Here is a 24,962-nt window from a genome sequence, read left to right on the forward strand (position 1 = left end):
TGCAGGCATGCCCATCGTCCTCGTCCTGCTGTTCGTCTTCCTGTTGCTCGCCTTGTGGGTGGTGCTGCTGCCGATCTCGCTGTGGCAACGCTATCGCTACGGTCGTTCACGACGCATGGCTCGCGGCTGGCTGCTCGCGTTCAACGCATGGAGCCTGATGGCGTCGGTCGCGATCTTCCTCGCGATGAGCGCAATCGGATTGTTCTGGTGGCCGGACAGCCTGCTGGGCGCGGGTGCGGGACTGGCTGCCGGCGCCCTGCTCGGACTACTGGGCCTGTGGCTGACGCGCTGGGAGGTGGCGCCGCAAGGCGTGTTCTACCAACCGAATGCATGGCTCGCGTTGTTGATGGTCGCCATTGTCGCCGCGCGCATCGTGCTGGGTTTCGTGCAGTTGGCGCATTACTGGCAGGCCGGCCATGCGATGCCGACACATGCGTTGCTCAGTGGCCATGGCAGCCTGCTGGCGGTCGCCGGCTTGCTGCTCGGTTATTACCTGGTCTATGCCTGGGGCGTGAAGTGGCGCGTGACGCGCCTGCAGCGGTTGCGCGGCTACGGCGCACGGTAGCGCCACGATTCCGGCAAAAGGCGGCGGACCCGAAGGCCCGCCGCCGTATCGACGCGTTGGAGCACTGGATCAGAAGCGCGCGCCGATACCCACACCCACGACCCACGGGTCGATCGTCAGTTCTTCACCCGTGCCCTGGCCGGCCACGCGCACGTTGGCGTCGCCCTTCATGTAGCGCGCATCGGCACGGGCAAACCAGGTCTGGTTGATGTTGAAGTCCATGCCCGCCGTGGCCATGGCGCCCTTGGCGGTTTCCAGGCCCACGTGCGCGCCGTCGACGCCGATGGTTTCGTTGCTGAAGTTGGACTCGTAGTAGCCCAGGCCCACGAACGGGCGCATCACCCTGTCGGGCGCACCGAAGTGGTACTGGCCGCTCAACGCGATCGGCTGCTGATCGACGGTGCCAATCTTGCCGGGGCCATCCGCCTTCACGCGATGGTTGAACTTGTCGGCGGCGCCCCACAGTTCGATGGCGATGTTGTCGGTGGCATACCAGCTGGCGCTGATGACGGGCGCAACGTCGCCGTCGATCTTCAGGCCGGCTGCGGGCTCGCTGTCGGGCTTGAGGATGGCGGCGCCACCGACGACGGCAAAGCGCTTGCCGGCGGTGGAGGAAGACGCTGTATCGGTTGCATCCTGCGCAAAGGCGGCAGGAACAGCGATCAGCGAAGCAAGGGCAATAGTGAGGGTACGAAGCGAAGTCATGCAGGAGTCTCCTGTTGTTTTCTTATGGCCCTTCGATGAGATGCCGCATATGCCGCGCCATCATCGAGGGCGAGCGCACCGTAACCAGCGACGCATGAACGTCTCCCACGTCGCGACGTGAACGAATCACGAATCCGCGGATTCGACGCGGCGGATTCGTCCGCATTTCACCGTGCGTGCATGTCGCTGACTGGAATGGACGCATGAAGACCGGAGTCGCCTCGCCCATGTTCCGTCCGGCAATGGCCTGCGCTGGAAACAGCGTCTGCTGACGCGCCTTATCCGTTTGCGCTACTGTTCCGCCACACGAGGGGCACGCGATGGCCAGCAGCAACGCGAAGACGGTCGACGAGTATCTGGCGGAACTGCCGGAGGAGCGCCGTGCCGTGGTGTCGGTGGTGCGCGATCTGGTCAATCGGCACATGCCGGAGGGCTACGTCGAGGCGATGAGCTGGGGCATGGTCAGCTGGGAGATCCCGCTGTCGCGCTATCCGACCACCTACAACAAGCAGCCGCTGGCTTATGTCGCGCTGGCGGCACAGAAGCAGTACTACGCCCTTTACCTGACGACGTGCCATGAGCATTCGGCCCAGGACGTGGTGCTGCGCAACGCCTACGCAGATGCGGGAAAGAAGCTGGACATGGGCAAGAGCTGCCTGCGCTTCAAGGCGCTGGACGACCTGTTGCCGGAGGTGATCGGTGGCGTGATCGCGTCGACGCCGGTGGACGCGCATATCGCACACTACGAAGCCAGCCGCGCACGGACCTGACACGCATGCCTCCCGCCAAACGCAAGCCGCGTTCCAAGCGCGCCGTGAAGGACCTGCCCGCGCCAGGTGGCCACCTGACGATGGCGGACCTGGCGAAAGTGGTGGGCGTCTCGGCGATCACCGTGTCTCGCGCGCTGCGCGACAGTCCGCTGGTCAATGCCGAAACGCGCGAGCGCGTGCGGCAGGTGGCGCAGCAGTACGGCTATGCATTCAACGTCAGTGCCCGCAACCTCAAGCTCCGTCGCAGCATGACGGTGGCCGTGGTGGTCGAGATGAAGCCCACCGTGGAGCGGCAGATGTCGGGGCCGTATCCCCTCGACCTGCTGGGCGGCATCACCCAGGAACTCACCTCCACCGGCTATAGCGTGCTGCTGACCTCGCTGCAGGGCGGATCGCTGCCGAATGTGCAGGCCGCCGATGGCGTCATCCTCCTCGGCCAGGGCGCACACGAGGATGCCATGCACGAAGTGCAGCGCTGGGGTCGGCCGATGGTCGTCTGGGGCGCGGTCAGCCGGCATGAGTCGCAGGTCGTCGTCGGCAGCGACAACCGGCGTGGCGGCGCGCTGGCGGCGGAGCGCTTCATCGCGCTCGGCCGGCGGCGCCCCGCGTTTCTCGGCGATCCTGCGCACGGCGAATTCGCCGAGCGGCTGGAGGGCTTTGCTGCCGCATTGACTCGCCACGGCATTGCGCCGCTGACGCCCACCGTGGCCAGCTTCACCGTGGGCGCCGGCGCGGAAGCCGTGCACGCGCTGCTGGAAGCGAATCCGCAGGTCGATGCCCTGTTCGCCGCCAGCGATCTGCTGGCCATCGGCGCCATCCGCGCGCTGATCGAGCGCGGTCGCCGTGTGCCCGAGGATGTATCCGTGATCGGCTACGACGACACCCCGCTGGGGGCCACCTACGTGCCGCCGCTGACCTCGGTGCACCAGAATTTCATCGACGCCGGCGTGCTGCTGGCGCGCAAGGTCCGCGCCCTGATCGAGGGCGAGACGGCCGCGTCCGAGACCCTGCCGACCCATCTGGTGGTCCGCGCCACCTGAGCGCGAGATGCTGCTGCATTGCAGCGTCCATCCGGTGGACATCCGTGCCGGCACCGTCGGCCAGAAAATCTCGCAACTGATTGATTGTAAGAGCATAAATTGCCAGAGCGGACAGGATGCGGGCGCCACGCCGTTCACTGCCATGATGATTTGATATCGATAACTTGACATCGATAACAATGACTCCTAGCGTCGCCCCGCCATGGCACCTGCCGTGGCGGTCAGCGCAACGGGAGTCGGGATGTCGGTGGACCAACAACAGGCGGTGGCGATGACGGAAGGCCAGGCCAGCGAAGGCCGGACCGATCCGTGGCGACTCACGCAGCGGGGTGTCGATGCCGCGCGGGCCGCGCGCAACGAAACCCTGTTCGCGCTGGCCAACGGCACGCTCGGCGTGCGCGGCGCGCTGGAGGAAGGCGACAGCGCCAGCGACGGCACGTTCCTGTCCAGCGTGTTCGAGCAGAACCCGATCCACTACCACGAGCGTTTCCCCGGCTTCACCCGCAGCACCGATACGCGCCTGCCGGTCGCGGAGGGCAAGCACATCCGCCTGCGCCTGGGCGAGCAGCCGCTGCAGGTGGCGGATGCCGAGTGGCTCGACTTCGAACGCACGCTGGACCTCGCGGGCGGCGCGCTGGACCGCCGCCTGCGCCTGAAGACACCGGAGGGACATACGCTCGAGATCACCGCGCGCCGCGTGGTGCCGCTGGCCGAGCGCGCGCTGTTGGCGATCCGCTTCGAGGTGGCGTCCGTCGACTACGCGGGACCGCTGACGCTGGTCTCGTCGATCGAGACGGGACGCCAGGCGGTCGAGCAGGGCGACGATCCCCGCATCGGCGTGCACGGAGGCAAGGACCTGCAGGTCTCGGATGAACACGCCGATGCCGACGGCGCGCGGCTGACCCAGCGCACCCACCACAGCGGCGTGGCGCTGGTCTGCGCCCAGCAGCACCGGCTGTCGCCGGGCCTCATCCTCGAAGGCGCGGCGGCCGGCGCAGGCCGCGTCGAGCAGCGTTTCGTCGCCACGCTGACACCCGGCGCATCGGTGGCGATCGAGAAATTCGTCGCCTATGACGATGGCAACGGCAACGCCGCCGATGGCGTGGATGCCGTGCTCGCGCGCGCGCGGTCGGCGGGCTTCGACACGATCGCCGCGGCACAGGCCGATGCGATGCAGGCCTTCTGGCAACGCGCGGGCCTGTCGGTGGACGGCGATCCCGCGGCCGAGCTGGCGCTGCGCTTCAACCTGTTCCACCTGCTGCAGTCGGCCGGTCGCGACGGCATCACCGGCACCGCCGCCAAGGGCATCACCGGTGAGGGCTACGAGGGCCACTGCTTCTGGGACACCGAGGCGTTCGTGCTGCCGGTGATGGCGTTCACTGCGCCGGACGTGGCCCGCGCGATGCTGATGTACCGCTACCGCACGCTGGACGGCGCGCGCGACACCGCGCGTGCGATGAACCATCCCCGCGGCGCGCTGTATCCGTGGCGCACCATCGCCGGCCGCGAGTGTTCCGCGCACTACCCCAGCGGCTCGGCGGCGTACCACATCAACGCCGCCATCGCCTACGGGATCGGACTTTATCTCGACGCCAGCGATGACCTCGACTTCCTCAGCGAGGCTGGCGCCGAGATTCTTTTCGAGACCGCGCGCATCTGGCCGCAGGCCGGGCATTTCAATCCGCGGCTCGGCGGTGCGTTCTGCATCCATGAAGTGACCGGTCCCGACGAATACACCACGCTGGTCAACAACAACTGGTACACCAACCGCATGGCCCAGCAGCACCTGCGCCGCGCCGCAGGTGCCTGGTCGCGCCTGCAGAGCGAGCGCCCGAGGGCACTGCAGGCGCTCGCGTCGCGCATCGGGCTGGATGTCGCCGAGGTCGCCCTGTGGCAGCGCGCCGCCGATGCGATGTACCTGCCCGTCGACGAGGCGCTGGGCATCCATCCGCAGGACGACGACTTCCTCGGCAAGCCGCGCTGGCCGTTCCCGAAGCGCGAGGGCCCGCACCGCCCGCTGCTGCTCGACTACCACCCGCTCACGCTATACCGCCACCAGGTCTGCAAGCAGGCCGACGTGGTGATGGCGCTGGTGCTGGCGGGCGACGGCATCGACGCCGGCAGCAAGCGCCGCGACTTCGACTATTACGACGCGGTCACCACCCACGATTCGACGCTGTCGGCGCCGGTGTTCGGGATTCTCGCCAGCGAAGTGGGCCAGGAAGAGAAGGCATGGCGCTATTTCGACGCCAGCCTGCGCGTGGACATGGACGACCTGCATGGCAACACCGACCACGGCGTGCACATGGCCGCGATGGCGGGCAGCTGGCTGGGCCTGGTGCAGGGCTTCGGTGGGCTGCGCGTGACGGCGGGTCGGCTGCAGTTCGCGCCCACGCTGCCGGCGGCGTGGAACGGCTATGGCTTCAACCTGCGCTGGCGCGGCTGCGCGCTGCGGGTGGACGTCGATGCGCGAGGTGTGCGCTACCGGCTGGATGGGGGCGACGTGCTCACCTTCCGTCATGCCGGCAGCGACGTGATGCTGACGCGGGAGCGCGAAGCCGTGCTGCCGCTGGCCGTACCGGCGCCGCCGAAGGCGACGTTCCCGCGTGCGTGCGATGCGCTGGTGTTCGACCTGGACGGCGTGCTGACCGACACCGCGCACACGCACTACCGCGCGTGGAAGCGCCTGGCCGACGGGATCGGCGTGCCGTTCGACCTGCAGGTCAACGAGCGACTGAAGGGCGTCGACCGGATGGCCTCGCTGGACATCATCCTCGAGCGCGCCTCGCGCGTTTATTCGCTGGAAGAGAAGCGTGCGCTGGCCGACACCAAGAACGGCTACTACGTGCAGGAGATCGCCAGCGTCGGGCCGCAGGACCTGTTCGACGGCGTGCGCGAGGTGCTGGACGCCGCGCGCGCTGCCGGACTGAAGCTGGGGCTGGCGTCGGCCAGCCGCAACGCGCCGGCGCTGCTCGACAAGCTGGGTATCGCCGAGTGCTTCGACTACATCGCCGATGCCGGCCGCATCGTGCGTGCCAAGCCCGACCCGGCCATCTTCCTGGATGTCGCGGCCGCGCTCGGTGTGCCTGCGCACCGCTGCATCGGCGTGGAAGACGCCGCCGCCGGCATCGAAGCCATCCATGCCGCCGGCATGGCGGCCGTGGGCATCGGCGACGCACGCGCGCTGCGCCACGCGGACGCCGTGATTCCCCGCATCGCCGAGTTCGACCTGAGGACGTTCGTTTCGCCTTGACCGCACGTGGCCACAGAAGCCGCGGCGGCAGCCTGTCACTACAACAACAATCGCATTACGTGGAGGGAGAGACCATGAAACACAGCAAGCACCCGATGCGCTACGCCCTGTCGGCCGCCATCGCGCTGGCGCTCGCGCCGACGCTGGCCGCTGCCCAGGACGCCGCTCCCGCGGCGGCGAAGGACGACGCGACCACGCTGGACGCCGTCGTCGTCAGCGGTACCGCCAAGTTCAAGGGCCTGCGCAAGCGCGACGCCAGCTTCTCGATCAGCACGGCCACGCCGGAGCAGATCCAGGAAACCGCGCCCACCAGCACCGCCGACCTGCTGAAGATCGTCCCGGGCGTGTGGGCCGAGGCCAGCGGCGGCGGTACCGGCGCCAACGTCTTCGTGCGCGGCATGCCCTCCGAAGGCGATGCGCCGTTCTTCACCCTGCAGCTCGACGGCTCGCCGATCTTCCCGCCGCCGACGCTGTCGTTCCTCGAGAACACCACGCTGTTCCGCATCGACGACACCATCGCGCGCGTCGAAGGCTTGCGCGGCGGCCCCAGCCCCATCTACTCCAACGGCCAGCCAGGCGTCACCGTCAACTTCATCCAGAAGAAGGGCGAAGACACGCCGGAAGGCCTGGTGCGCATGACGCTGGGCACCGACAGCCTGCGCCGCGTCGATTTCTACAGCGGTGGCCCGCTCAGCGCCGACAGCGGCTGGTACTACAGCGTGGGCGGCTTCTACCGCGAGACCGATGGCGTACGCCAGACCGGCTTCCCGGTGGAGAAGGGCGGCCAGCTGAGCGCCACGCTGACCAAGCGCTGGGCGGAAGGCGAGTTCAACCTCTATGCCCGCCGCACCAACGACAAGAACACGTTCTACACCGCCGTGCCGCTGGTGTCGCGCAACAACGGCAAGGACATTTCCAGCTTCCCGGGCCTGGACGCCACCACCGGCACGCTGGTCGGCGACGACTTCCGCCGGGTGACGCTGCCGACCGGCGTGGGCAACCAGACGATGACGCGCGACCTGGCCGATGGTCGCGGCGTGGATATCAACGTGTTCGGCGGGTCGCTGGACTGGTCCGTCGGCAACTGGACGATCAGCGACAAGTTCAACTACATCAAGGGCGATGCGCCGACCACGGCGCTGTTCACCGGCGCCAACCCGCAGACGCTGTCGTCGTACATCACCGATACCTACGGCGCGGGCGTGACCGGCACGGGCACCTTCGTCAATGGCGGCGGCGCGGTGGACCCCAGCCAGCAGGTGCTGACCGCGGGCTTCTGGGTAGTGGAGAAGGAGATCAGCTCGTTCACCAACGACCTGCGCTTCAGCGTAGACCTGACCGACAGCAACGCCCTGACCTTCGGCGTGTACTACGCGGACTACTCGTCCAAGGACCGCTGGTGGCTGGGCAACAACATGCTGCTGACGGCGCAGGACAACGCGCGCCGGGTAAACCTGGCGCTGTCCAATGGCCAGGTCGCCACGCGCGACGGGTTCGTCGGCACCGCGTTCTACAACATCCGCGGCGACTACGACGGCCAGAACACCGCCTTCTTCATCGCCGACGAATGGACGGTCAACGAGCGCATCCGCCTGGATGCGGGCGTGCGTTACGAACGGCAGGACGTGAACGGCACCGTGTGGGATCCGGTGACGCGGGATCTGGATGGCAATCCGAACACGCTGTACGACAACAGCACCTCGGTCTCCACCACCCCGCGCAGCATCGACCAGAACGACAGCGACGTGTCGTGGACCGCGGGCCTGAACTACACGCTCAACGGCAATGTCAGCCTGTTCGGCCGGGTCAACTCGGGCTTCACCTTCCCGCAGTTCGACAACCTGCGCGACGGCGCCAACAACAAGACCGAGATCGACCAGTACGAGCTGGGCATGAAGGCCGGTGGCGCGACGTACGAGATGTACCTGACCGCGTTCTTCAACGATTTCACCGGCCTGCGTTACCAGGCCTTCGACAACAACGGCAACAACGTCGTCATCATCGGCGACTCGAAGGCGCGCGGCCTGGAGTTCGAGGGCGCGTGGCGACCTGCGGGCGGCTTCGAGCTGGCGTGGAACGCGACCTGGTTGCGCGCCAGGTACGGCGACTTCGCCACCTACGACGGCAACCAGGTGGTGCGGCAGCCGAAGTTCCGCACACGGTTGACGCCCGGCTACTACTGGTCGTTGCCGTGGGGCGACCTGAAGGCGTTCGCCACCTATACCTACGTGGGCGACCGCTACTCCGATCCCGCCAACGGGCAGGTGCTGCCGTCCTACGACACCTGGGACATCGGCGCCAGCGCGCACGTGGGCGACCACTGGGAGTTCACCTTCTCCGGCCGCAACGTCACCGATGAAATCGCACTGACCGAAGGCAACGCGCGCGTGCTGGGCAACGCGACCAGCGGCGGCGCGTTCATGGGGCGGCCGCTGCAAGGCACGTCCTACCAGGCATCCGTCGCCTACCGCTGGTGATGCACCGCGGCCCACGCTTGCGTGGGCCGTCGTCCGCCGTCGTGCCGTCTCTCCCGGTGCGGTGGCGGATACTCTTTCCGAAATGGATGGAGGCGTCGCACGACGGTGCCGCCATCTCCCGCGAGCCGACCGGAACCGCTCATGACGCGCACCCGCATGATCCTGGCGATGATCCTGACGTACATGATCTTCGCCATGCTGCTGAACTCCGTGGGTACGGTGATCCTGCAGTCCATCCAGGGCTTCGGCATCAGCAAGGCCGACGCCAGCCTGCTGGAAGCCTTCAAGGACCTGCCGATCGCGATCACCTCGTTCCTGGTCGCCTCGTTCCTGCCGCGGCTTGGCTATCGCCGCGCGATGATGCTCGGCCTGCTGCTGGTCGCCGCCGCCTGCGCGGCGATGCCGCTGCTGCAGGCGTTCTGGGCGACCAAGCTGCTGTTCGCCACGGTGGGCGTGGCGTTCGCGCTGGTGAAGGTGTCGGTCTACTCCAGCATCGGCCTGCTGACCGAGGACGCGAAGGCGCATGCCGCGCTGACCAGCACAGTGGAAGGCTGGTTCATGGTCGGCATCCTCGGCAGCGCGTGGCTGTTCGCGGCCTTCATCAATGCCGATGCGCCAGGCGATCCCGTGTGGCTGGACGTCTATTGGGTGCTGGCGGCGATGTGCATCGCCGTGCTCGTGCTGCTGGCGACCTGCACGCTGGACGAGCGCGCGGCGCAGGATGGCCATGCGGCGGGCGAATCCTTCATCGACATGTTCCGCCTGCTGGCATTGCCGCTGGTGGCGGTGTTCCTGGTGTCGGCGTTCCTGTACGTGCTGATGGAGCAGGCCATCAATACCTGGCTGCCGACGTTCAATCGCGAAATCCTGCACCTGCCCACCACGCTCAGCGTGCAGGCAGCCAGTATCTTCGCCGGTTCGCTGGCGCTGGGGCGGCTGGGCGGGGGCGTGCTGCTGCGACGGATTCCCTGGTTTTGGCTGCTGTCCGCCTGCGTGGTGGCGATGGCGGTGCTGGTGTTGCTGGCGCTGCCGTTGGCGGCGAACGTGCAGGCGCGCGATGGCATGACCTGGTGGAACGCGCCGGCGGCGGCGTATGTGTTTCCGATGATCGGGCTGCTGATGGCGCCGATCTACCCGGCGATCAACTCGGTGGTGCTCAGCGCGCTGCCGAAGGCACGACATGCGGCGATGACCGGGCTGATCGTGGTGTTCTCCGCCCTGGGCGGCACGACGGGTTCGTACGTGACCGGGCAGCTGTTCGCGCACTTCGACGGCGCGCGCGCGTTCTACCTGCTGCTGGCGCCGATGGCGATGCTGCTGGTGTCGATGGCGCTGCTGCGCCGCGCGGTGTCGAAACGGCAACACGAGCCCCGGCCTGCGTGAAGCCTCTGCGTTGACGTGTCGGTGAGGGGGCTGGCGTATCGTGCACCTCCCGATCTTGACGAGAAAACGCATGAACGCGACTGGCGTCGCCCTGGCCCTCTTCATCGGCATGCTGTTGCCGTTGCAGGCATTGATCAATGCTTCACTCGGCAAGCAGACCTTCGGCCCGGTGTTTGCTTCGCTCGCTTCGTTCACCGTCGGCACGCTGGTGCTGCTGGCCTGGTGGGTGTTGACGCGACCGGTGTTCGTCCCGGCTGCGCTGGCGAAAGTGCCGTGGTGGGCATGGACCGGTGGCGTGGTCGGCGCGGTGTTCGTCGCTTCCGCCACCGTGCTGGTGCCGCGGCTGGGCGCCGCCTCGCTGATCTGCCTGGTGGTGGCGGGGCAGCTGGTCGGCTCGGTGGTGCTGGACCATTTCGGCGTGCTGCATGCGAGGCAGCCAGTGGATGCGCTGCGTGTGGTCGGCCTGCTGATGGTGGTGGCGGGCGCGCTGCTGGTGGTGAAGCCCTGGCAGCCCGTAGGCGGCTGATCCTTGGGCACGATGCTGACCGGACTGCCGCCCAGCGTGGATGCGGGGTGTCGCGTGCTGGTGCTCGGTTCGATGCCCGGCGGCGCCTCGCTGCAGGCGGCGCGTTACTACGCGCACCCGCGCAATCGCTTCTGGCCGGTGATGGCGTCGCTGTGCGGCTTCGCGGCCGGCCTCGCCTATGAGGACCGGCTACGCGGCCTGCATGCTGCCGGCGTGGGGCTGTGGGACGTGATCGGCCAGTGCGAGCGTCGCGGCAGTCTCGATACCGCCATCGTGCGAAGCAGCGAAGTCGCCAATCCCGTCGGCGCTCTACTGCTGGCACAGCCTGGCATCGTGGCGATCGCCCTCAATGGCGGAAAAGCGGCGGATGCGTTCCGCCGCCATCTGCAGCCGAGCTTGCCGCCGGCGCGCGCACTGGAGGTGTTCGCGCTGCCGTCCACCAGCCCGGCGCATGCGGCGATGAATGCATCCGCATTGCGGGACGCATGGTCGGTGATCGCGCCGTTCCTGTCGCGGCCACGCTGACAATGCGGCGCCGTATCGTCGGGCGCGTCGCATGGCGCATTGCCGCCGACCAAAGGGATACCACTGCGCAGTGTTGTGCGGCCGAATCGCGCGGGTTCCGGTCGCGCCGGCATGCATTGTCCCGCCGGGGACATCAATTAACCCGAAGGAATGGTTGGCGCATCGCGCCGCTGCGGACACAATAGGGGTTCCCCTCTTCACGCCCGCACCGGAGTAACGCCATGTCCGACATCAAGGAAGCCAAAGTCCCCGATATCGGTGACTACGACGGCGTACCGGTGATCGAGATCCTCGTCGCGGTCGGCGATACGGTGAAGAAGGACCAGGGCCTCGTCACGCTGGAATCGGACAAGGCGACGATGGAGGTGCCGTCGCCGTTTGCCGGCGTGGTGAAGGAGATCAAGGTCAAGCTGGGCGACGAGATCGCCGAAGGCGCCGTCGTGGCGCTGATCGAGAGCAGCGAAGGCGCCGCCGAGGCCAAGCCCGCCGCTGCGCCGGCCCCGACGCCGGCCGCCGAGACCGGCGCCAAGGTCGAGCCGGTCGCCGTGGCGCCGACGCCGGACAAGATCGCCCAGCGCGAGATCGCGCAGGAGCGTGCCGCACCGGCCGTGGCACCTCCTGCGTCGCGCGTGCTGGACGACAAGCCGGGCATCGACCCGGAAGCCTCGCCGCCGCGCACGCCGCCGGTGGAATTCAACGCTGATCGCGTGCTGCCCGAGAAGGTCGCCTACGCCAGCCCCGCGGTGCGCCTGTTCGCCCGCGAGCTCGGCGTCGACCTCAACCAGGTCAGCGGCAGCGAGCGCGGTGGCCGCATCAGCAAGGAAGACGTGCAGAAGTACGTCAAGGGCGCGCTGGCGGGTGGCGTATCGGCGCCTGCTGCCGCGGGCGCACCGGCCCCGGCCGGTGGTGGCCTCAACCTGCTGCCGTGGCCGAAGGTCGACTTCAGCAAGTTCGGCGAAACCGAAGTCGTCACGCTGTCGCGGATCAAGAAGATTTCCGGCGCCAACCTGGCGCGCAACTGGGCGATGATCCCGCACGTCACCCAGCACGACCACGCCGACATCACCGACCTGGAAGCGCTGCGCGTGGCGCTGAACAAGGAGAACGAGAAGGCCGGCATCAAGCTGACCATGCTCGCCTTCCTGATGAAGGCCAGCGTCTCGGCGCTGAAGAAGTTCCCCGACTTCAACGCCTCGCTCGACGCGAGCGGCGAGAACCTCACGCTGAAGAAGTATTTCCACGTCGGCTTCGCCGCGGACACGCCGAACGGCCTGGTCGTGCCGGTGATCCGCGACGTCGACAAGAAGGGCGTCAACGAGATCGCGCAGGAAAGCGGCGAACTGGCCAAGAAGGCGCGCGACGGCAAGCTCGGCCCGGCCGAGATGTCGGGCGGCTGCTTCTCGATCTCCTCGCTGGGCGGTATCGGCGGCGTGGCGTTCACGCCCATCGTCAACGCACCGGAAGTGGCGATCCTCGGCGTGTCGAAGTCGTCGATCCAGCCGGTGTGGGACGGCAAGCAGTTCCAGCCGCGCCTGATGCTGCCGCTGTCGCTGAGCTACGACCACCGCGTGATCGACGGCGCCGCCGCCGCGCGCTTCACCGCCTATCTCGCCCAGTTGCTCGGCGACATGCGCCGCGTGCTGCTGTAAGGAGACCGAGACCATGGCGAACACGATTGAAGTCAAAGTCCCCGACATCGGCGATTACAGCGATGTGCCGGTCATCGAGATCCTCGTCGCCGTCGGCGACACGGTGAAGAAGGACCAGGGCCTGGTGACGCTGGAATCGGACAAGGCCACGCTGGAAGTGCCCTCGTCGGCCGCCGGCGTGGTGAAGGAACTCAAGGTCAAGCTGGGCGATGCGCTGTCCGAAGGCAGCGTGGTCGCGGTGCTGGAAGCCGAAGGCGCTGCCGCGTCAGCCCCCGCACCGGCTGCGCCTGCGGCACCGGCCACTGCGCCTGCACCCGTCGCCGCCGCGCCGGCCGCGGCACCCGCTGCCTCCGGTGGCGGTGGCCTGATCGAGGCCAAAGTCCCCGACATCGGCGACTACGATGGCGTGCCGGTCATCGAGATCCTGGTCGCGGTCGGCGACACGGTGAAGAAGGACCAGGGCCTGGTCACGCTGGAATCGGACAAGGCGACGATGGAAGTGCCGTCGCCCGCCGCCGGCGTGGTGAAGGAGATCAAGGTCAAGCTGGGCGACTCGCTCGCCGAAGGCAGCCTGGTCGCGATCCTGGAAGGCGAGGGCGCTGCGGCCGCACCCGCCGCGAAGCCTGCACCGGTCGCAGCATCGCCAGCCGCGCCTGCGGCGCCCGCCACCTCCGCGCCGAAGCCGGCACTGGGCACCGGCAAGACGGCCGACATCGAATGCCGCATCGTCGTGATCGGTTCGGGTCCGGGCGGTTACACGGCCGCGTTCCGCGCCGCCGATCTCGGCCTCGACACCGTGCTGATCGAGCGCTACGAAACCCTCGGCGGCGTCTGCCTCAACGTCGGCTGCATTCCGTCGAAGGCGCTGCTGCATGCGGCGGCGCTGATCGAGGAAGCCTCGCACTCCGACGACATCGGCATCAGCTTCGGCAAGCCGAAGATCGACCTCGACAAGCTGCGCGGCTTCAAGCAGGACAAGGTGGTCGGCCAGTTCACCAAGGGCCTGGCCGGCATGGCCAAGCAGCGCAAGGTGCGCACGGTGACCGGCGTGGCGAAGTTCGTTTCGCCGAATGAGCTGCTGATCTCAACAGAAGCGGGCGCCGGCAGCGACGGCAAGACGCAGCTGCTGCGCTTCGAGCAGTGCATCATCGCCGCCGGTTCGCAGGCGGTGAAGCTGCCGAACTTCCCGTGGGACGACCCGCGCGTGATGGATTCCACCGACGCACTGCAGTTGGCCGAAGTGCCGAAGAAGTTGCTCGTCGTCGGCGGCGGCATCATCGGCCTGGAAATGGCGACCGTGTACCGCGCGCTGGGCGCGGAGGTCACCGTGGTCGAGTTCATGGACCAGCTGATGCCGGGCGCCGACAAGGACCTGGTGAAGCCGCTGGCCGATCGTCTGAAGAAGCAGGGCGTGGCCGTGCACCTGAAGACCAAGGCCGCCAAGGTCGAGGCGTCGAAAAAGGGCATCACCGTCGGTTTCGAGAGCGCGACCGAAGGCCAGACGCCGGAGCTGGAATCGGGCACGTTCGACCGCGTGCTGGTCGCCGTGGGCCGATCGCCGAACGGCGGCAAGCTCGATGCCGACAAGGCCGGTGTCACGGTCACCGACCGCGGCTTCATCCCGGTCGATGCGCAGATGCGCACCAACGTGCCGCACATCTTCGCCATCGGCGACCTGGTCGGCCAGCCGATGCTGGCGCACAAGGCCACGCACGAAGGCAAGCTGGCCGCGGAAGTGGCCGCCGGCGAGAAGAAGGAGTGGGTGGCGCGGGTGATTCCGTCGGTGGCCTACACCGATCCGGAGATCGCCTGGGTCGGCGTGACCGAGACCGAAGCCAAGGCCAAGGGCCTGAAGGTCGGCGTGGGCAAGTTCCCGTGGGTCGCGTCCGCGCGCGCGGTCGGCATCGGCCGCGGCGAAGGCTCGACCAAGCTGATCTTCGACGAGCACACCCACCGCATCATTGGTGCCGGCATCGTCGGCGTGCACGCCGGCGACCTGATCAGCGAACTCGCGCTGGCGATCGAGATGGGCGCGGAAGCCGGCGATATCGGCGCGACCATCCATCCGCATCCGACGCTGAGCGAATCGGTGGCGATGGCGGCGGAAGTCTACGAAGGCACCATCACCGACCTGTACATCCCGAAGAAGAAGTAAGCGTCGGCGGGACGGTGGAAACGGAAAGGCCACGCATCCGCGTGGCCTTTTTCGTGAGCGCGATCCGGGTCAGGCGGACAGGGGCATCGCCCTCGCGGCCCGCCGCGCCTCGATCCGCTTCCACACCTTCTCGTGGAAGTGGAATACCACCGTATTGGTCGCCGGCTCGATCAGCGCGAGCATGCCGCCGACCAGCAGGCTGCCGGTGAACAGGTAGCCCAGGGTGAAGGCCACCGCAAAATGCAGGATGGCGAAGCTCAAGGTCTTGTTCATGACCGACTCCGGATGGGAAAGGGTTTCATCGTGGGCAGTCAGGCCGACGGCGTCCAATCCATCCTTCGATGTCTTTTAATAGCCAAAGACTATGGAGAACAGGCCGTGGCTCCCTTTCCTGCTGTTTTCGTGGTCACGCCGATAGGTCGAGGCTGCAGAAAAGAAGAAGCCCCGGGGGCAGCCGGGGCTTCTGGGAGGCCTGTGGCGGAGCATCGGACGAGGAAGTTGAGCAGCAGGCCTTGCAACGACTGACAGGCAGTGTCCATCAAAGTTCCGGAGAATTCCGGGGAAAATTCTGAATAGGGGAAACGGTTACATCCAGCAGCCACAAGGCCTGTCGCCTGCCACGTGCTCCGGAACCGGCTTTCGACCTTTGGCGGTTGTCCCGGAAATTGTCCCGCTGCTATACTTTTGCGGCTCGGCGAGGCGCATTACTGCCTCTTACCCGCCAATTCCGTAGGGCTTTCGTGTGCTGAACTCCGTCGCTACGGGCCGGCGTCTAGTGTTGCGCGCCGCTGTCTGGCAGACGGGGGCGGTACTGCTGGTCGCGCTGCTGTTCCTGCTCCGGGGTGTGCCCCAGGCGGTCGCGGCGGCGGTCGGCGGGTTGGCGATCGTGACCGGCGCGCTGCTGGCGGCCTGGATGGCCTTCGGCGGCGGCGTACTCGGGGCCGTCTCGGCGGTGCTGAGGCTGGTCGCGGGGATGGTGGTGAAGTGGGTCGTGGTGATCGGCGTCCTGGTAATGGGCGCGGGGCTATACAAGCTGCCCCCGCTGCCGTTGCTGGCAGGCGTGATCACCGGACTGGTGGCACAGGTGCTGGTCGCGACCGGCAAGCAGCGATAACCCAATCTAGACGAAAGGTTTCCGACTCATGGCGGGCGAAGCTCTCACTCCCACCAGCTACATCCAGCACCACCTGAAGAACCTCACGGCCCAGGTGGGCGGTGACGGTCCGTTCTGGACGATCAACGTCGACACCTTCGTGACCGCCGTGTTGATGGGCCTGGTCATCGTGTTCGCGTTCTGGCTGGCCACGCGCAAGGCGACCGCCGGCGTGCCGGGCAAGTGGCAGGCCTTCGTCGAGATCATGCTCGAGTTCGTCGACAAGCAGGCCCGCGACACCTACCACGGGACCAGCAAGCTGGTGACGCCCATCGCGATCACCATCTTCTTCTGGATCCTGATGATGAACCTGCTGAAGATGATCCCGGCAGACTTCATCGCCAAGCCGCTCGAACTGATGGGCGTGCACTACTGGAAGCCGGTTCCGACCGCCGACGTCAACGCCACCCTTGGCATGTCGATCAGTGTGTTCTTCCTGATGCTGGTCTTCGCCTTCCGGTCGAAGGGCCTGGGCGGTTTCGCGCACGAATTCCTGACGGCGCCGTTCGGCAAGTGGATGATGCCGTTCAACCTGATCCTCAACATCGTCGAATGGGTCAGCAAGCCCATTTCGTTGGCGATGCGACTGTTCGGCAACATGTTCGGCGGCGAGATCGTCTTCCTGCTGATCTGGGTGCTGGGCGGCGCGGGCATCGTCGGCATGCTCGGCGGCGCGGCGTTCGGCCTCGGCTGGATGTTGTTCCACCTGCTCGTCATCCCGCTGCAGGCCTTCATCTTCATGATGCTGTCGATCGTTTACCTGAGCCTGTCGGAAGACAGTCACTGAGTTTCCGCTTCACCGTTTCGCTTTTTACCATCCACCTTTCAAGCACTTAAGTTCCGGAGATCACCATGGAAAGCATCCTCACCAACCTCGCCCAGGTCCAGGCTTCGACCGCCCTCGCCATCGGCATCATGATCGGCCTGGCCGCGCTGGGCGCGGGTCTGGGTCTGGCCATCATGGCCGGCAAGTTCCTGGAATCGGCTGCCCGCCAGCCGGAACTGATCCCGGTCCTGCAGGTGCGCATGTTCATCACCGCCGGCCTGATCGACGCCGCGTTCATCATCTCGGTCGCCGTCGGCCTGCTGTTCGCCTTCGCCAGCCCGTTCATCACGATCTTCACCGAACAGCTGGCCAAGCTGGCGGGCTGATCCGTCGCGTGCACGCCTGACCACGGGCCTCGGCCCGCGGTCAGTCACCAGGCGTAGCTGGGCCGGCGCGATGTGCGCGGGCCCTTCATCACCGGCAGGTTTACGATGAATATCAATCTCACTCTATTCGCCCAGGCGCTGGCCTTCGCTGGCCTGATCTGGATCATTGCGACCAAAATCTGGCCGCCGCTGCTGGCTGCCATCGAAGAACGCCAGCAGAAGATCGCTGAAGGTCTCGCCGCGGCCGACCGCAGCCAGAAGGATCTGGCGCAGGCCCAGGAAAAGGTCAACGAGGCGTTGAAAGAAGCCCGCGTCAAGGCCAACGAGATCATCGACCAGGCCCACGCGCGCGCCAACCAGATCGTCGATGCGGCCAAGAACGAAGCGATCGCCGAAGCCAACCGCCAGAAGGCGCTGGCCGAAGCCGAGATCGACGCCGCCGCCACGCGTGCCCGCGAAGACCTGCGCAAGCAGGTGTCCGCGCTGGCCGTCAGTGGTGCCGAGAAGCTGTTGAAGCGCGAGATCGACGCCAACGCCCACAAGGCGCTGCTCGACGAACTCGCCGCCGAAATCTGATCCGGACGATCTGATCGATGAGCCAGGCCCTTACCGTCGCCCGTCCCTACGCCCGCGCCGCTTTCGCGACCGCGCAGGGCGAAGGCACCCTCGCTGCCTGGTCGCAGGCGCTGGGTTTCGCCGCGCACGCCGCGGCGGATCCGCGCGTGGCCGCGCTGCTGCCCAACCCGCGCCTGTCGCCTGCCGAAGCCGCCGCGCTGCTGGCACCGGAAGGTGCGGGCGAGTCGTTCTCGCGCTTCCTCGCCGTGCTCGCCGACGCGCGCCGCCTGGCGCAGCTGCCGGAGATCGCCGGCCTGTTCGAGGAGCTGCGGGCCGAGGCCGAGCGCATCGTCAAGGCCAAGGTCACCTCGGCGACGGCGTTGCCGGCTGCCGAGCTCGACCAGATCAAGGTTGCGCTGAAGAAGCGCTTCGGCCGCGAGGTCGAGGTCGAGACGGCGGTCGACGCATCGCTGATCGGCGGCGCCGTGATCGATGCCGGCAGCGTGGTGATCGACGGCTCGCTGAAAGGCAAGCTGGCGCGCCTGCAGTCCGCGTTGACGCACTGAATTCCCATTGAACCGCCGCGCGCAAGCCGGCACACAGGACTTACCCATGGCTACCACGCTCAACCCCTCTGAAATCAGCGACCTGATCAAGACCCGCATCGAGAAGGTCAAGCTGGCCGCGGAGTCGCGCAACGAAGGCACGGTCACCTCGGTGTCCGACGGCATCGTGCGCATCTTCGGCCTGGCCGACGTCATGCAGGGCGAAATGATCGAGCTGCCCAACAGCACCTACGCGCTGGCGCTGAACCTGGAGCGCGATTCGGTGGGCGCCGTGGTCCTGGGCGACTACGAGCATCTGCGCGAAGGCGACGTGGCCAAGACCACCGGCCGCATCCTGGAAGTGCCGGTCGGTCCGGAAATGCTCGGCCGCGTGGTCAACGCGCTGGGTGAGCCGATCGACGGCAAGGGCCCGCTGGGCACCTCGCTGACCGCGCCGGTGGAGCGCGTGGCCCCGGGCGTGATCTGGCGCAAGTCGGTCGACCAGCCGGTGCAGACCGGTTACAAGACCGTCGACGCCATGATCCCGATCGGCCGCGGCCAGCGCGAGCTGATCATCGGCGACCGCCAGACCGGCAAGACCGCGCTGGCCATCGACGCCGTGATCAACCAGAAGGGCACGGGCATCAAGTGCGTGTACGTGGCGATCGGCCAGAAGGCCTCGACCGTCGCCAACATCGTGCGCAAGCTGGAAGAGAACGGCGCGCTGGCCCACACCGTGGTCGTCGCCGCCACTGCCTCCGAGTCGGCCGCGATGCAGTACATCAGCGCCTACTCCGGCTGCACCATGGGCGAGTACTTCATGGACCGCGGCCAGGACGCCCTGATCGTGTACGACGACCTGTCCAAGCAGGCCGTGGCCTACCGCCAGATCTCGCTGCTGCTGAAGCGTCCGCCGGGCCGCGAAGCCTACCCGGGCGACGTGTTCTACCTGCACTCCCGCCTGCTCGAGCGCGCCGCGCGCGTGTCCGAGGAGTACGTGGAGAAGTTCACCGAAGGCAAGGTCACCGGCAAGACCGGTTCGCTGACGGCGCTGCCGATCATCGAAACGCAGGCCGGCGACGTGTCCGCGTTCGTGCCGACCAACGTGATCTCGATCACCGACGGCCAGATCTTCCTGGAGACCGACCTGTTCAACGCCGGCATCCGCCCGGCCGTGAACGCCGGTATCTCGGTGTCGCGCGTCGGTGGCGCCGCCCAGACCAAGATCATCAAGAAGCTGTCGGGCGGCATCCGTATCTCGCTCGCCCAGTACCGTGAGCTGGCGGCGTTCGCGCAGTTCGCCTCGGACCTGGACGAAGCCACCCGCAAGCAGCTCGAGCGCGGCCAGCGCGTCACCGAGCTGATGAAGCAGAAGCAGTACGCGCCGATGTCGATCGCGCTGCAGGCGCTGTCCATCTACGCCGTCAACGAGGGCTACCTGGACGATGTGCCGGTCAACAAGGTGCTGGCGTTCGAAGAGGCGCTGCACGCGCACTTCACCAACACCCAGGGTGCGCTGGTCGACACGATCAACACCACCGGCAACTGGAACGACGAGATCGAAGGCACCTTCAAGAAGGGCATCGCCGAGTTCAAGCAGACCGGTACCTGGTAAACCCGTAGGGTGGGCCCCGGCCCACCGTTCGTAGGCAGGCGAGCCCCGGCTCGCCCGACGAAGACGAAACAAGCGAGCGAAAGATGGCAGGCGGACGCGAAATCAAAACCAAGATCAAGAGCGTGCAGAACACCCGCAAGGTGACGCGCGCGCTCGAGATGGTCTCTGCCTCCAAGATCCGCAAGGCGCAGGAGCGCATGAAGACCTCGCGCCCGTACGCGCGCGCGATGAAGCAGGTGATCGGCCACCTGGCCCAGGCCAACACCGACTACCAGCACCCCTTCATGGTGGAGCGCAAGGACGTCAAGCGCGTCGGCTTCATCATCGTGTCGTCCGACCGCGGCTTGGCCGGCGGCCTGAACAACAACCTGTTCCGCAAGATGCTGGGCGAGATCCGCCAGTGGAACGAGAAGGGCGTCGAGGTCGACGTGGTCACCATCGGCCAGAAGGCCTCGGTGTACTTCCGCCGGGTCAAGGTCAACATGCTGGCCAGCGTGTCGCACCTGGGCGATGCGCCCAAGCTCGACCAGCTGATCGGCGTGATCAAGGTGATGCTGGACGCCTACACCGAAGGCAAGCTGGACCGCGTGTTCGTCGTCTACAACGACTTCGTCAACACGATGACCCAGCGCGCCGCGTTCGACCAGCTGCTGCCGCTGCCGGCGGCGGAGACGCAGGTCGCGCACCACGACTGGGACTACATCTACGAACCCGATGCCGAGACCGTGCTCGACCACGTGATCACGCGCTACATCGAGTCGCTGGTGTACCAGGCCGTGCTGGAGAACATCGCGTCCGAACACGCGGCGCGCATGGTGGCCATGAAGGCCGCCAGCGACAACGCCAACAAGCTCATCGGTACCCTGCAGCTGGTCTACAACAAGGCCCGCCAGGCGGCGATCACCCAGGAAATCTCCGAAATCGTCGGCGGCGCGGCGGCAGTCTGACGCGCTTCGTCACAAGAATTCATCTAGAGGAATGCAGCAATGAGTCAGGGCAAGATCGTTCAGATCATCGGCGCGGTGGTTGACGTCGAATTCGCGCGCAACGAAGTGCCGAAGGTGTACGACGCGCTGAAGGTGGAGAACACCGCCATCACGCTCGAAGTGCAGCAGCAGCTCGGCGACGGCGTCGTGCGCACCATCGCCCTCGGTTCCACCGACGGCCTGAAGCGCAACCTGGTCGCCGTGAACACCGACAAGGCCATCTCGGTGCCGGTCGGCGCGGGCACGCTGGGCCGCATCATGGACGTGCTGGGCAACCCGATCGACGAAGCCGGCCCGGTGCAGGCCTCCGATCATTGGGAAATCCACCGCGCGGCCCCGTCGTACGAGGACCAGTCCTCGGCCAACGACCTGCTGGAAACCGGCATCAAGGTCATCGACCTGATGTGCCCGTTCGCCAAGGGCGGCAAGGTCGGCCTGTTCGGCGGCGCCGGCGTCGGCAAGACCGTCAACATGATGGAACTGATCAACAACATCGCCAAGGCGCACTCGGGTCTGTCCGTGTTCGCCGGCGTGGGCGAGCGTACCCGCGAGGGCAACGACTTCTACCACGAGATGAAGGACTCCAATGTCCTCGACAAGGTCGCGATGGTGTACGGCCAGATGAACGAGCCGCCGGGCAACCGCCTGCGCGTCGCGCTGACCGGCCTGACCATGGCCGAATACTTCCGCGACGAGAAGGACGCGTCCGGCAAGGGCAAGGACGTGCTGCTGTTCGTCGACAACATCTACCGCTACACGCTGGCCGGTACCGAAGTGTCGGCGCTGCTCGGCCGCATGCCGTCGGCCGTGGGTTACCAGCCGACGCTGGCCGAGGAAATGGGCGTGCTGCAGGAGCGCATCACCTCCACCAAGACCGGTTCGATCACCTCGATCCAGGCCGTGTACGTGCCCGCGGACGACCTGACCGACCCGTCGCCGGCCACCACGTTCGCCCACCTGGACGCGACCGTCGTGCTGTCCCGTAACATCGCCTCGCTGGGTATCTACCCGGCCGTGGACCCGCTCGACTCGACCAGCCGCCAGCTGGACCCGAACGTCATCGGCCACGAGCACTACGACACCGCGCGCCGCGTGCAGTCGACGCTGCAGAAGTACAAGGAACTGAAGGACATCATCGCCATCCTCGGCATGGACGAGCTGTCCGAAGAAGACAAGCAGGCCGTGTCGCGCGCCCGCAAGATCGAGCGCTTCTTCAGCCAGCCGTTCCACGTGGCGGAAGTGTTCACCGGCTCGCCGGGCAAGTACGTCTCGCTGAAGGACACGATCCGCGGCTTCAAGGCGATCGTCGACGGCGAATACGACCACCTGCCGGAGCAGGCGTTCTACATGGTCGGCGGCATCGAAGAAGCGGTCGAGAAGGCCAAGAAGCTCGCCGAGAAGGCGTAAGCGCGTGAGGCGGGCTTCGGCCTGCCTTCGCGGCAATCCGTGGCGGGCCCAGGCCCGCCCTACACGGCAAAGAGAGTTCCATGAGCACCATCCGTTGCGACATCGTCAGTGCCGAGCAGGAGATCTTCCACGGTGAAGCCACCCTGGTCGTCGCCACCGGCGAACTGGGCGAACTCGGCATCGCGCCGAAGCACGCGCCGCTGATCACCCGCCTCAAGCCGGGCAAGGTGGTGGTGACGCTCGCCAGTGGCGAGCAGCTGGACTTCGCCATTTCCGGCGGCATCCTGGAAGTGCAGCCGCAGGTCGTCACCGTGCTGGCCGACACCGCGATCCGCGCGCAGGACATCGACGAAGCCTCGGTCCGCAAGGCCAAGGAAGAAGCCGAGCGCATCCTGTCCAAGCAGGACCCGAAGATGAGCGTGGAAGAAGCCCAGGCCCAACTGGCCATGAGCATCGCCCAGCTCAGCGCGCTGGAGCGCCTGCGCAAGAACCTCAAGCACTGAGGTCCATCGCCTTCGCTTCATCGGAACGCCGGCCTCGTGCCGGCGTTTTCGTTTCCGGGGTCAGCGATAGACCACGTGCCGCCACAGGAAGAACGCGACCACCGCGAGCGCACCTTCCACCAGCGGCTTGGCCAGCCAGGCATGCGCAAGCCCCAGCGTCCCGGCGACCCAAGTCACGGCCAGCGTGCTGACGACGGTCAAGGGGATCCAGACCAGCAGGAACTTGGCGAACCGCCACCAGCCCAGTCGCGCGTTGCCCGCCTGCGCAAACGTCACCCGCCCGTTCAACCAGAAGCCGAGCAGCGCCCCACCGATGCGGCCGGCGAGGTTGGCGGGTGCCACGGCCACTCCAAGCGCAGTCAGCGCCACGAACAGCAGCCAGTCCAGCAGCAGTTGCAGCAGGCCGACCACGACATAGTGGCCGCCCTGGCGGAACAGCGTGTGGCGAGGGGCGGGGTGCGTCATGCGTGCATGTTACTCGTGGCCACTGCGCCGCGTGGCACGCTCCCGCCGCGATCTGCGTTCCAGAGGGGAGTTGCTACCATGCAACGTCCTCGCGCCATCGAATTCATCAGGGAATCCGCATGAAGCCACTCCACGTCGTCATCCTCGCCGCCGGCGAAGGCAAGCGCATGAAGTCCGCGCTGCCCAAGGTGCTGCAGCCCATCGCCGGAAGGCCGATGCTGGGGCACGTGATCGATGCGGCGCGTGCGCTGTCGCCGGCCGGCGTGCACGTCGTCTACGGGCACGGTGGCGACCAGGTGCAGGCGGCGTTCGCCGACCAGGGCGACCTGCACTGGGCGCACCAGGCGCAGCAACTGGGCACCGGCCATGCGGTGGCTCAGGCGACGCCGGAGATTCCCGACGGTGCGCGCGTGCTGGTGCTGTACGGCGACGTGCCGCTGACCCGCAGCGAAACGCTGCAGCGGCTGCTGGACGCGCCGGGTCGTCTGGCCGTCCTGGTCGCCGAGCCGGTCGATCCCTCAGGTTACGGACGCATCGTGCGCGACGAAGCGGGTCGCGTGGCGGCGATCGTCGAACACAAGGACGCGGACGAGGAACAGCGCCGCATCCGCACCATCAACACCGGGATCATCGCCGCCGACGGCAGCGCGCTGAAGGGCTGGCTGGCGCGCCTGTCCAACGTGAACGCACAGGGCGAGTACTACCTCACCGACGTGTTCGCGATGGCGGCGGAAGAATTCACCCCGGCGGAAATGGTGCTGGTCGGCGAGCCGATCGAAGCGGAAGGCGCCAACGACCCCTGGCAGCTGTCGCAGCTTGAGCGTGCCTACCAGCTGCGTGCCGCGCGCGCGCTGTGTACACAGGGCGCGCGCCTGATCGATCCCGCGCGTTTCGACCAGCGTGGCACGGTGACCGTCGGTCGCGATGTGCAGATCGATGTCGACGTGGTGCTGGAAGGCAAGGTCGAGCTGGGCGACGGCGTGGTCATCGGCCCGTTCTGCCGCCTCAAGGACGTGAAACTGGGTGCCGGTACGCAGGTGCGTGCGCATTGCGATCTCGAAGGCGTCGTCAGCGATGGTGCCGCTCTGATCGGTCCTTATGCGCGCCTGCGCCCCGGCACGCAGCTGGCCGACGGCGTGCACGTCGGCAACTTCGTCGAGACCAAGAACGCGCGCATCGGCGTCGGCAGCAAGGCCAATCACCTGACCTACCTCGGCGACACCGTGATCGGTAGCGGCACCAACATCGGCGCCGGCACCATCACCTGCAACTATGACGGTGTGAACAAGTTCGTGACGACGATCGGCGACCGCGTGTTCGTCGGCTCCAACTCGTCGCTGGTCGCGCCGGTGACGCTGGCCGATGGCGCGACGATCGGCGCAGGCTCGGTGATCTCGAAGCATGCGCCGGCCGATACGCTCACCGTCGCGCGCGCGCGTCAGGTCAGCATCGAAGGCTGGCAGCGGCCGGTGAAGCAGCCGAAGTGAGGTAGGGCGGGCCTTGGCCCGCCACGCTTGCCGGATCAGATCGACG

At 67.0% G+C, this 24,962-nt stretch carries 24 protein-coding genes; 21 read left to right on the forward strand and 3 right to left on the reverse strand.

Going from position 1 to position 24,962, the window contains the following annotated elements; all coding sequences use genetic code 11:
• Nucleotides 1-7: 7 nt before the first annotated feature.
• A complete protein-coding gene (locus AX730_RS12590; RefSeq protein ID WP_062357023.1) occupies nt 8-565 on the forward strand; it encodes a hypothetical protein in 558 nt (185 codons plus the stop codon).
• Nucleotides 566-634: 69 nt separating this feature from the next.
• On the opposite strand, the gene AX730_RS12595 is transcribed toward AX730_RS12590, so the two are convergent.
• Nucleotides 635-1,270: an OmpW/AlkL family protein gene (locus AX730_RS12595; protein WP_062357026.1), complete on the reverse strand. Its 636-nt coding sequence runs from the start codon at nt 1,268-1,270 to the stop codon at nt 635-637.
• A 320-nt stretch (nt 1,271-1,590) separates the two neighbouring features.
• On the opposite strand from AX730_RS12595, the gene AX730_RS12600 reads away from it, so the two are divergent.
• The 10 genes from AX730_RS12600 to lpdA all read left to right on the forward strand — a co-directional run bounded on the left by AX730_RS12600 (nt 1,591) and on the right by lpdA (nt 15,048).
• Nucleotides 1,591-2,040, forward strand: a complete 450-nt coding sequence (locus tag AX730_RS12600; RefSeq protein ID WP_062357029.1) for a DUF1801 domain-containing protein — start codon at nt 1,591-1,593, stop codon at nt 2,038-2,040.
• Between the two features lie 5 nt (nt 2,041-2,045).
• Entirely contained in the window at nt 2,046-3,080 is a 1,035-nt protein-coding gene (locus AX730_RS12605) for a LacI family DNA-binding transcriptional regulator (RefSeq protein WP_332307628.1), read from the forward strand.
• 7 nt (nt 3,081-3,087) lie between these two features.
• The gene (locus AX730_RS18905) at nt 3,088-3,234 is read left to right on the forward strand and encodes a hypothetical protein (protein ID WP_157074232.1); all 147 of its coding nucleotides are present in this window, start codon (nt 3,088-3,090) and stop codon (nt 3,232-3,234) included.
• A gap of 87 nt (nt 3,235-3,321) precedes the next feature.
• The gene (gene pgmB, locus AX730_RS12610) at nt 3,322-6,333 is read left to right on the forward strand and encodes a beta-phosphoglucomutase (protein ID WP_232310251.1); all 3,012 of its coding nucleotides are present in this window, start codon (nt 3,322-3,324) and stop codon (nt 6,331-6,333) included.
• A 74-nt stretch (nt 6,334-6,407) separates the two neighbouring features.
• The gene (locus AX730_RS12615) at nt 6,408-8,810 is read left to right on the forward strand and encodes a TonB-dependent receptor (protein ID WP_062357032.1); all 2,403 of its coding nucleotides are present in this window, start codon (nt 6,408-6,410) and stop codon (nt 8,808-8,810) included.
• 141 nt (nt 8,811-8,951) lie between these two features.
• On the forward strand, nt 8,952-10,193 hold the full coding sequence (locus AX730_RS12620) for an MFS transporter (protein ID WP_062357034.1): 1,242 nt from the start codon (nt 8,952-8,954) through the stop codon (nt 10,191-10,193).
• Nucleotides 10,194-10,263: 70 nt separating this feature from the next.
• Entirely contained in the window at nt 10,264-10,719 is a 456-nt protein-coding gene (locus AX730_RS12625; RefSeq protein WP_062357037.1) for a DMT family transporter, read from the forward strand.
• Between the two features lie 12 nt (nt 10,720-10,731).
• Nucleotides 10,732-11,244 (forward strand): DNA-deoxyinosine glycosylase, encoded by a 513-nt coding sequence (locus tag AX730_RS12630; protein WP_062357039.1) that lies wholly within the window; start codon nt 10,732-10,734, stop codon nt 11,242-11,244.
• 221 nt (nt 11,245-11,465) lie between these two features.
• Nucleotides 11,466-12,893: a dihydrolipoyllysine-residue acetyltransferase gene (locus AX730_RS12635; RefSeq protein ID WP_083537886.1), complete on the forward strand. Its 1,428-nt coding sequence runs from the start codon at nt 11,466-11,468 to the stop codon at nt 12,891-12,893.
• 13 nt (nt 12,894-12,906) lie between these two features.
• A complete protein-coding gene (gene lpdA, locus AX730_RS12640) occupies nt 12,907-15,048 on the forward strand; it encodes a dihydrolipoyl dehydrogenase (protein ID WP_083537887.1) in 2,142 nt (713 codons plus the stop codon).
• Between the two features lie 69 nt (nt 15,049-15,117).
• Here the strand turns inward: lpdA and AX730_RS12645 are convergent, their stop codons facing one another.
• Complete coding sequence (locus tag AX730_RS12645) at nt 15,118-15,321, reverse strand: DUF2061 domain-containing protein (RefSeq protein WP_062357119.1); 204 nt, start codon at nt 15,319-15,321, stop codon at nt 15,118-15,120.
• A gap of 502 nt (nt 15,322-15,823) precedes the next feature.
• On the opposite strand from AX730_RS12645, the gene AX730_RS12650 reads away from it, so the two are divergent.
• From AX730_RS12650 to AX730_RS12690, 9 genes are all read left to right on the forward strand, one after another.
• The gene (locus AX730_RS12650) at nt 15,824-16,162 is read left to right on the forward strand and encodes a hypothetical protein (protein ID WP_407071492.1); all 339 of its coding nucleotides are present in this window, start codon (nt 15,824-15,826) and stop codon (nt 16,160-16,162) included.
• Nucleotides 16,163-16,190: 28 nt separating this feature from the next.
• On the forward strand, nt 16,191-16,988 hold the full coding sequence (atpB, locus tag AX730_RS12655; protein ID WP_062357046.1) for a F0F1 ATP synthase subunit A: 798 nt from the start codon (nt 16,191-16,193) through the stop codon (nt 16,986-16,988).
• A gap of 65 nt (nt 16,989-17,053) precedes the next feature.
• Nucleotides 17,054-17,353 (forward strand): F0F1 ATP synthase subunit C, encoded by a 300-nt coding sequence (atpE, locus tag AX730_RS12660; protein ID WP_055939490.1) that lies wholly within the window; start codon nt 17,054-17,056, stop codon nt 17,351-17,353.
• 105 nt (nt 17,354-17,458) lie between these two features.
• Nucleotides 17,459-17,929, forward strand: coding sequence for a F0F1 ATP synthase subunit B (locus tag AX730_RS12665; protein WP_062357049.1), 471 nt, complete (start codon nt 17,459-17,461; stop codon nt 17,927-17,929).
• A 17-nt stretch (nt 17,930-17,946) separates the two neighbouring features.
• Nucleotides 17,947-18,474, forward strand: a complete 528-nt coding sequence (locus AX730_RS12670; protein WP_062357053.1) for a F0F1 ATP synthase subunit delta — start codon at nt 17,947-17,949, stop codon at nt 18,472-18,474.
• 46 nt (nt 18,475-18,520) lie between these two features.
• The gene (gene atpA, locus AX730_RS12675) at nt 18,521-20,068 is read left to right on the forward strand and encodes a F0F1 ATP synthase subunit alpha (protein ID WP_062357055.1); all 1,548 of its coding nucleotides are present in this window, start codon (nt 18,521-18,523) and stop codon (nt 20,066-20,068) included.
• A gap of 83 nt (nt 20,069-20,151) precedes the next feature.
• Complete coding sequence (atpG, locus tag AX730_RS12680; protein ID WP_062357058.1) at nt 20,152-21,015, forward strand: F0F1 ATP synthase subunit gamma; 864 nt, start codon at nt 20,152-20,154, stop codon at nt 21,013-21,015.
• Between the two features lie 39 nt (nt 21,016-21,054).
• Nucleotides 21,055-22,461, forward strand: a complete 1,407-nt coding sequence (atpD, locus tag AX730_RS12685; RefSeq protein ID WP_062357062.1) for a F0F1 ATP synthase subunit beta — start codon at nt 21,055-21,057, stop codon at nt 22,459-22,461.
• 80 nt (nt 22,462-22,541) lie between these two features.
• Complete coding sequence (locus tag AX730_RS12690) at nt 22,542-22,964, forward strand: F0F1 ATP synthase subunit epsilon (RefSeq protein WP_062357065.1); 423 nt, start codon at nt 22,542-22,544, stop codon at nt 22,962-22,964.
• Between the two features lie 60 nt (nt 22,965-23,024).
• On the opposite strand, the gene AX730_RS12695 is transcribed toward AX730_RS12690, so the two are convergent.
• On the reverse strand, nt 23,025-23,429 hold the full coding sequence (locus tag AX730_RS12695; protein ID WP_062357068.1) for a GtrA family protein: 405 nt from the start codon (nt 23,427-23,429) through the stop codon (nt 23,025-23,027).
• A 119-nt stretch (nt 23,430-23,548) separates the two neighbouring features.
• Between AX730_RS12695 and glmU the strand changes: the two genes are divergently transcribed.
• Nucleotides 23,549-24,916: a bifunctional UDP-N-acetylglucosamine diphosphorylase/glucosamine-1-phosphate N-acetyltransferase GlmU gene (glmU, locus tag AX730_RS12700; RefSeq protein WP_062357069.1), complete on the forward strand. Its 1,368-nt coding sequence runs from the start codon at nt 23,549-23,551 to the stop codon at nt 24,914-24,916.
• Nucleotides 24,917-24,962: the final 46 nt, after the last annotated feature.

Origin of the sequence: Pseudoxanthomonas mexicana (assembly GCF_001556105.1) — a bacterium.
GTDB classification, from domain to species: domain Bacteria; phylum Pseudomonadota; class Gammaproteobacteria; order Xanthomonadales; family Xanthomonadaceae; genus Pseudoxanthomonas_A; species Pseudoxanthomonas_A mexicana_A.

Bases quoted from the DNA above. Each gene is read 5' to 3' on its own strand.
- AX730_RS12670 (WP_062357053.1), top strand. From the start codon at position 17,947: ATGAGCCAGGCCCTTACCGTCGCCCGTCCCTACGCCCGCGCCGCTTTC.
- AX730_RS12605 (WP_332307628.1), top strand. From the start codon at position 2,046: ATGCCTCCCGCCAAACGCAAGCCGCGTTCCAAGCGCGCCGTGAAGGAC.
- pgmB (WP_232310251.1), top strand. From the start codon at position 3,322: ATGTCGGTGGACCAACAACAGGCGGTGGCGATGACGGAAGGCCAGGCC.
- atpB (WP_062357046.1), top strand. From the start codon at position 16,191: ATGGCGGGCGAAGCTCTCACTCCCACCAGCTACATCCAGCACCACCTG.
- atpG (WP_062357058.1), top strand. From the start codon at position 20,152: ATGGCAGGCGGACGCGAAATCAAAACCAAGATCAAGAGCGTGCAGAAC.
- AX730_RS12645 (WP_062357119.1), bottom strand. From the start codon at position 15,321: ATGAACAAGACCTTGAGCTTCGCCATCCTGCATTTTGCGGTGGCCTTC.
- AX730_RS12590 (WP_062357023.1), top strand. From the start codon at position 8: ATGCCCATCGTCCTCGTCCTGCTGTTCGTCTTCCTGTTGCTCGCCTTG.
- AX730_RS18905 (WP_157074232.1), top strand. From the start codon at position 3,088: ATGCTGCTGCATTGCAGCGTCCATCCGGTGGACATCCGTGCCGGCACC.
- AX730_RS12600 (WP_062357029.1), top strand. From the start codon at position 1,591: ATGGCCAGCAGCAACGCGAAGACGGTCGACGAGTATCTGGCGGAACTG.
- AX730_RS12635 (WP_083537886.1), top strand. From the start codon at position 11,466: ATGTCCGACATCAAGGAAGCCAAAGTCCCCGATATCGGTGACTACGAC.
- glmU (WP_062357069.1), top strand. From the start codon at position 23,549: ATGAAGCCACTCCACGTCGTCATCCTCGCCGCCGGCGAAGGCAAGCGC.
- AX730_RS12665 (WP_062357049.1), top strand. From the start codon at position 17,459: ATGAATATCAATCTCACTCTATTCGCCCAGGCGCTGGCCTTCGCTGGC.
- AX730_RS12620 (WP_062357034.1), top strand. From the start codon at position 8,952: ATGACGCGCACCCGCATGATCCTGGCGATGATCCTGACGTACATGATC.
- atpD (WP_062357062.1), top strand. From the start codon at position 21,055: ATGAGTCAGGGCAAGATCGTTCAGATCATCGGCGCGGTGGTTGACGTC.
- atpE (WP_055939490.1), top strand. From the start codon at position 17,054: ATGGAAAGCATCCTCACCAACCTCGCCCAGGTCCAGGCTTCGACCGCC.
- lpdA (WP_083537887.1), top strand. From the start codon at position 12,907: ATGGCGAACACGATTGAAGTCAAAGTCCCCGACATCGGCGATTACAGC.
- AX730_RS12595 (WP_062357026.1), bottom strand. From the start codon at position 1,270: ATGACTTCGCTTCGTACCCTCACTATTGCCCTTGCTTCGCTGATCGCT.
- atpA (WP_062357055.1), top strand. From the start codon at position 18,521: ATGGCTACCACGCTCAACCCCTCTGAAATCAGCGACCTGATCAAGACC.
- AX730_RS12615 (WP_062357032.1), top strand. From the start codon at position 6,408: ATGAAACACAGCAAGCACCCGATGCGCTACGCCCTGTCGGCCGCCATC.
- AX730_RS12690 (WP_062357065.1), top strand. From the start codon at position 22,542: ATGAGCACCATCCGTTGCGACATCGTCAGTGCCGAGCAGGAGATCTTC.
- AX730_RS12630 (WP_062357039.1), top strand. From the start codon at position 10,732: ATGCTGACCGGACTGCCGCCCAGCGTGGATGCGGGGTGTCGCGTGCTG.
- AX730_RS12625 (WP_062357037.1), top strand. From the start codon at position 10,264: ATGAACGCGACTGGCGTCGCCCTGGCCCTCTTCATCGGCATGCTGTTG.
- AX730_RS12695 (WP_062357068.1), bottom strand. From the start codon at position 23,429: ATGACGCACCCCGCCCCTCGCCACACGCTGTTCCGCCAGGGCGGCCAC.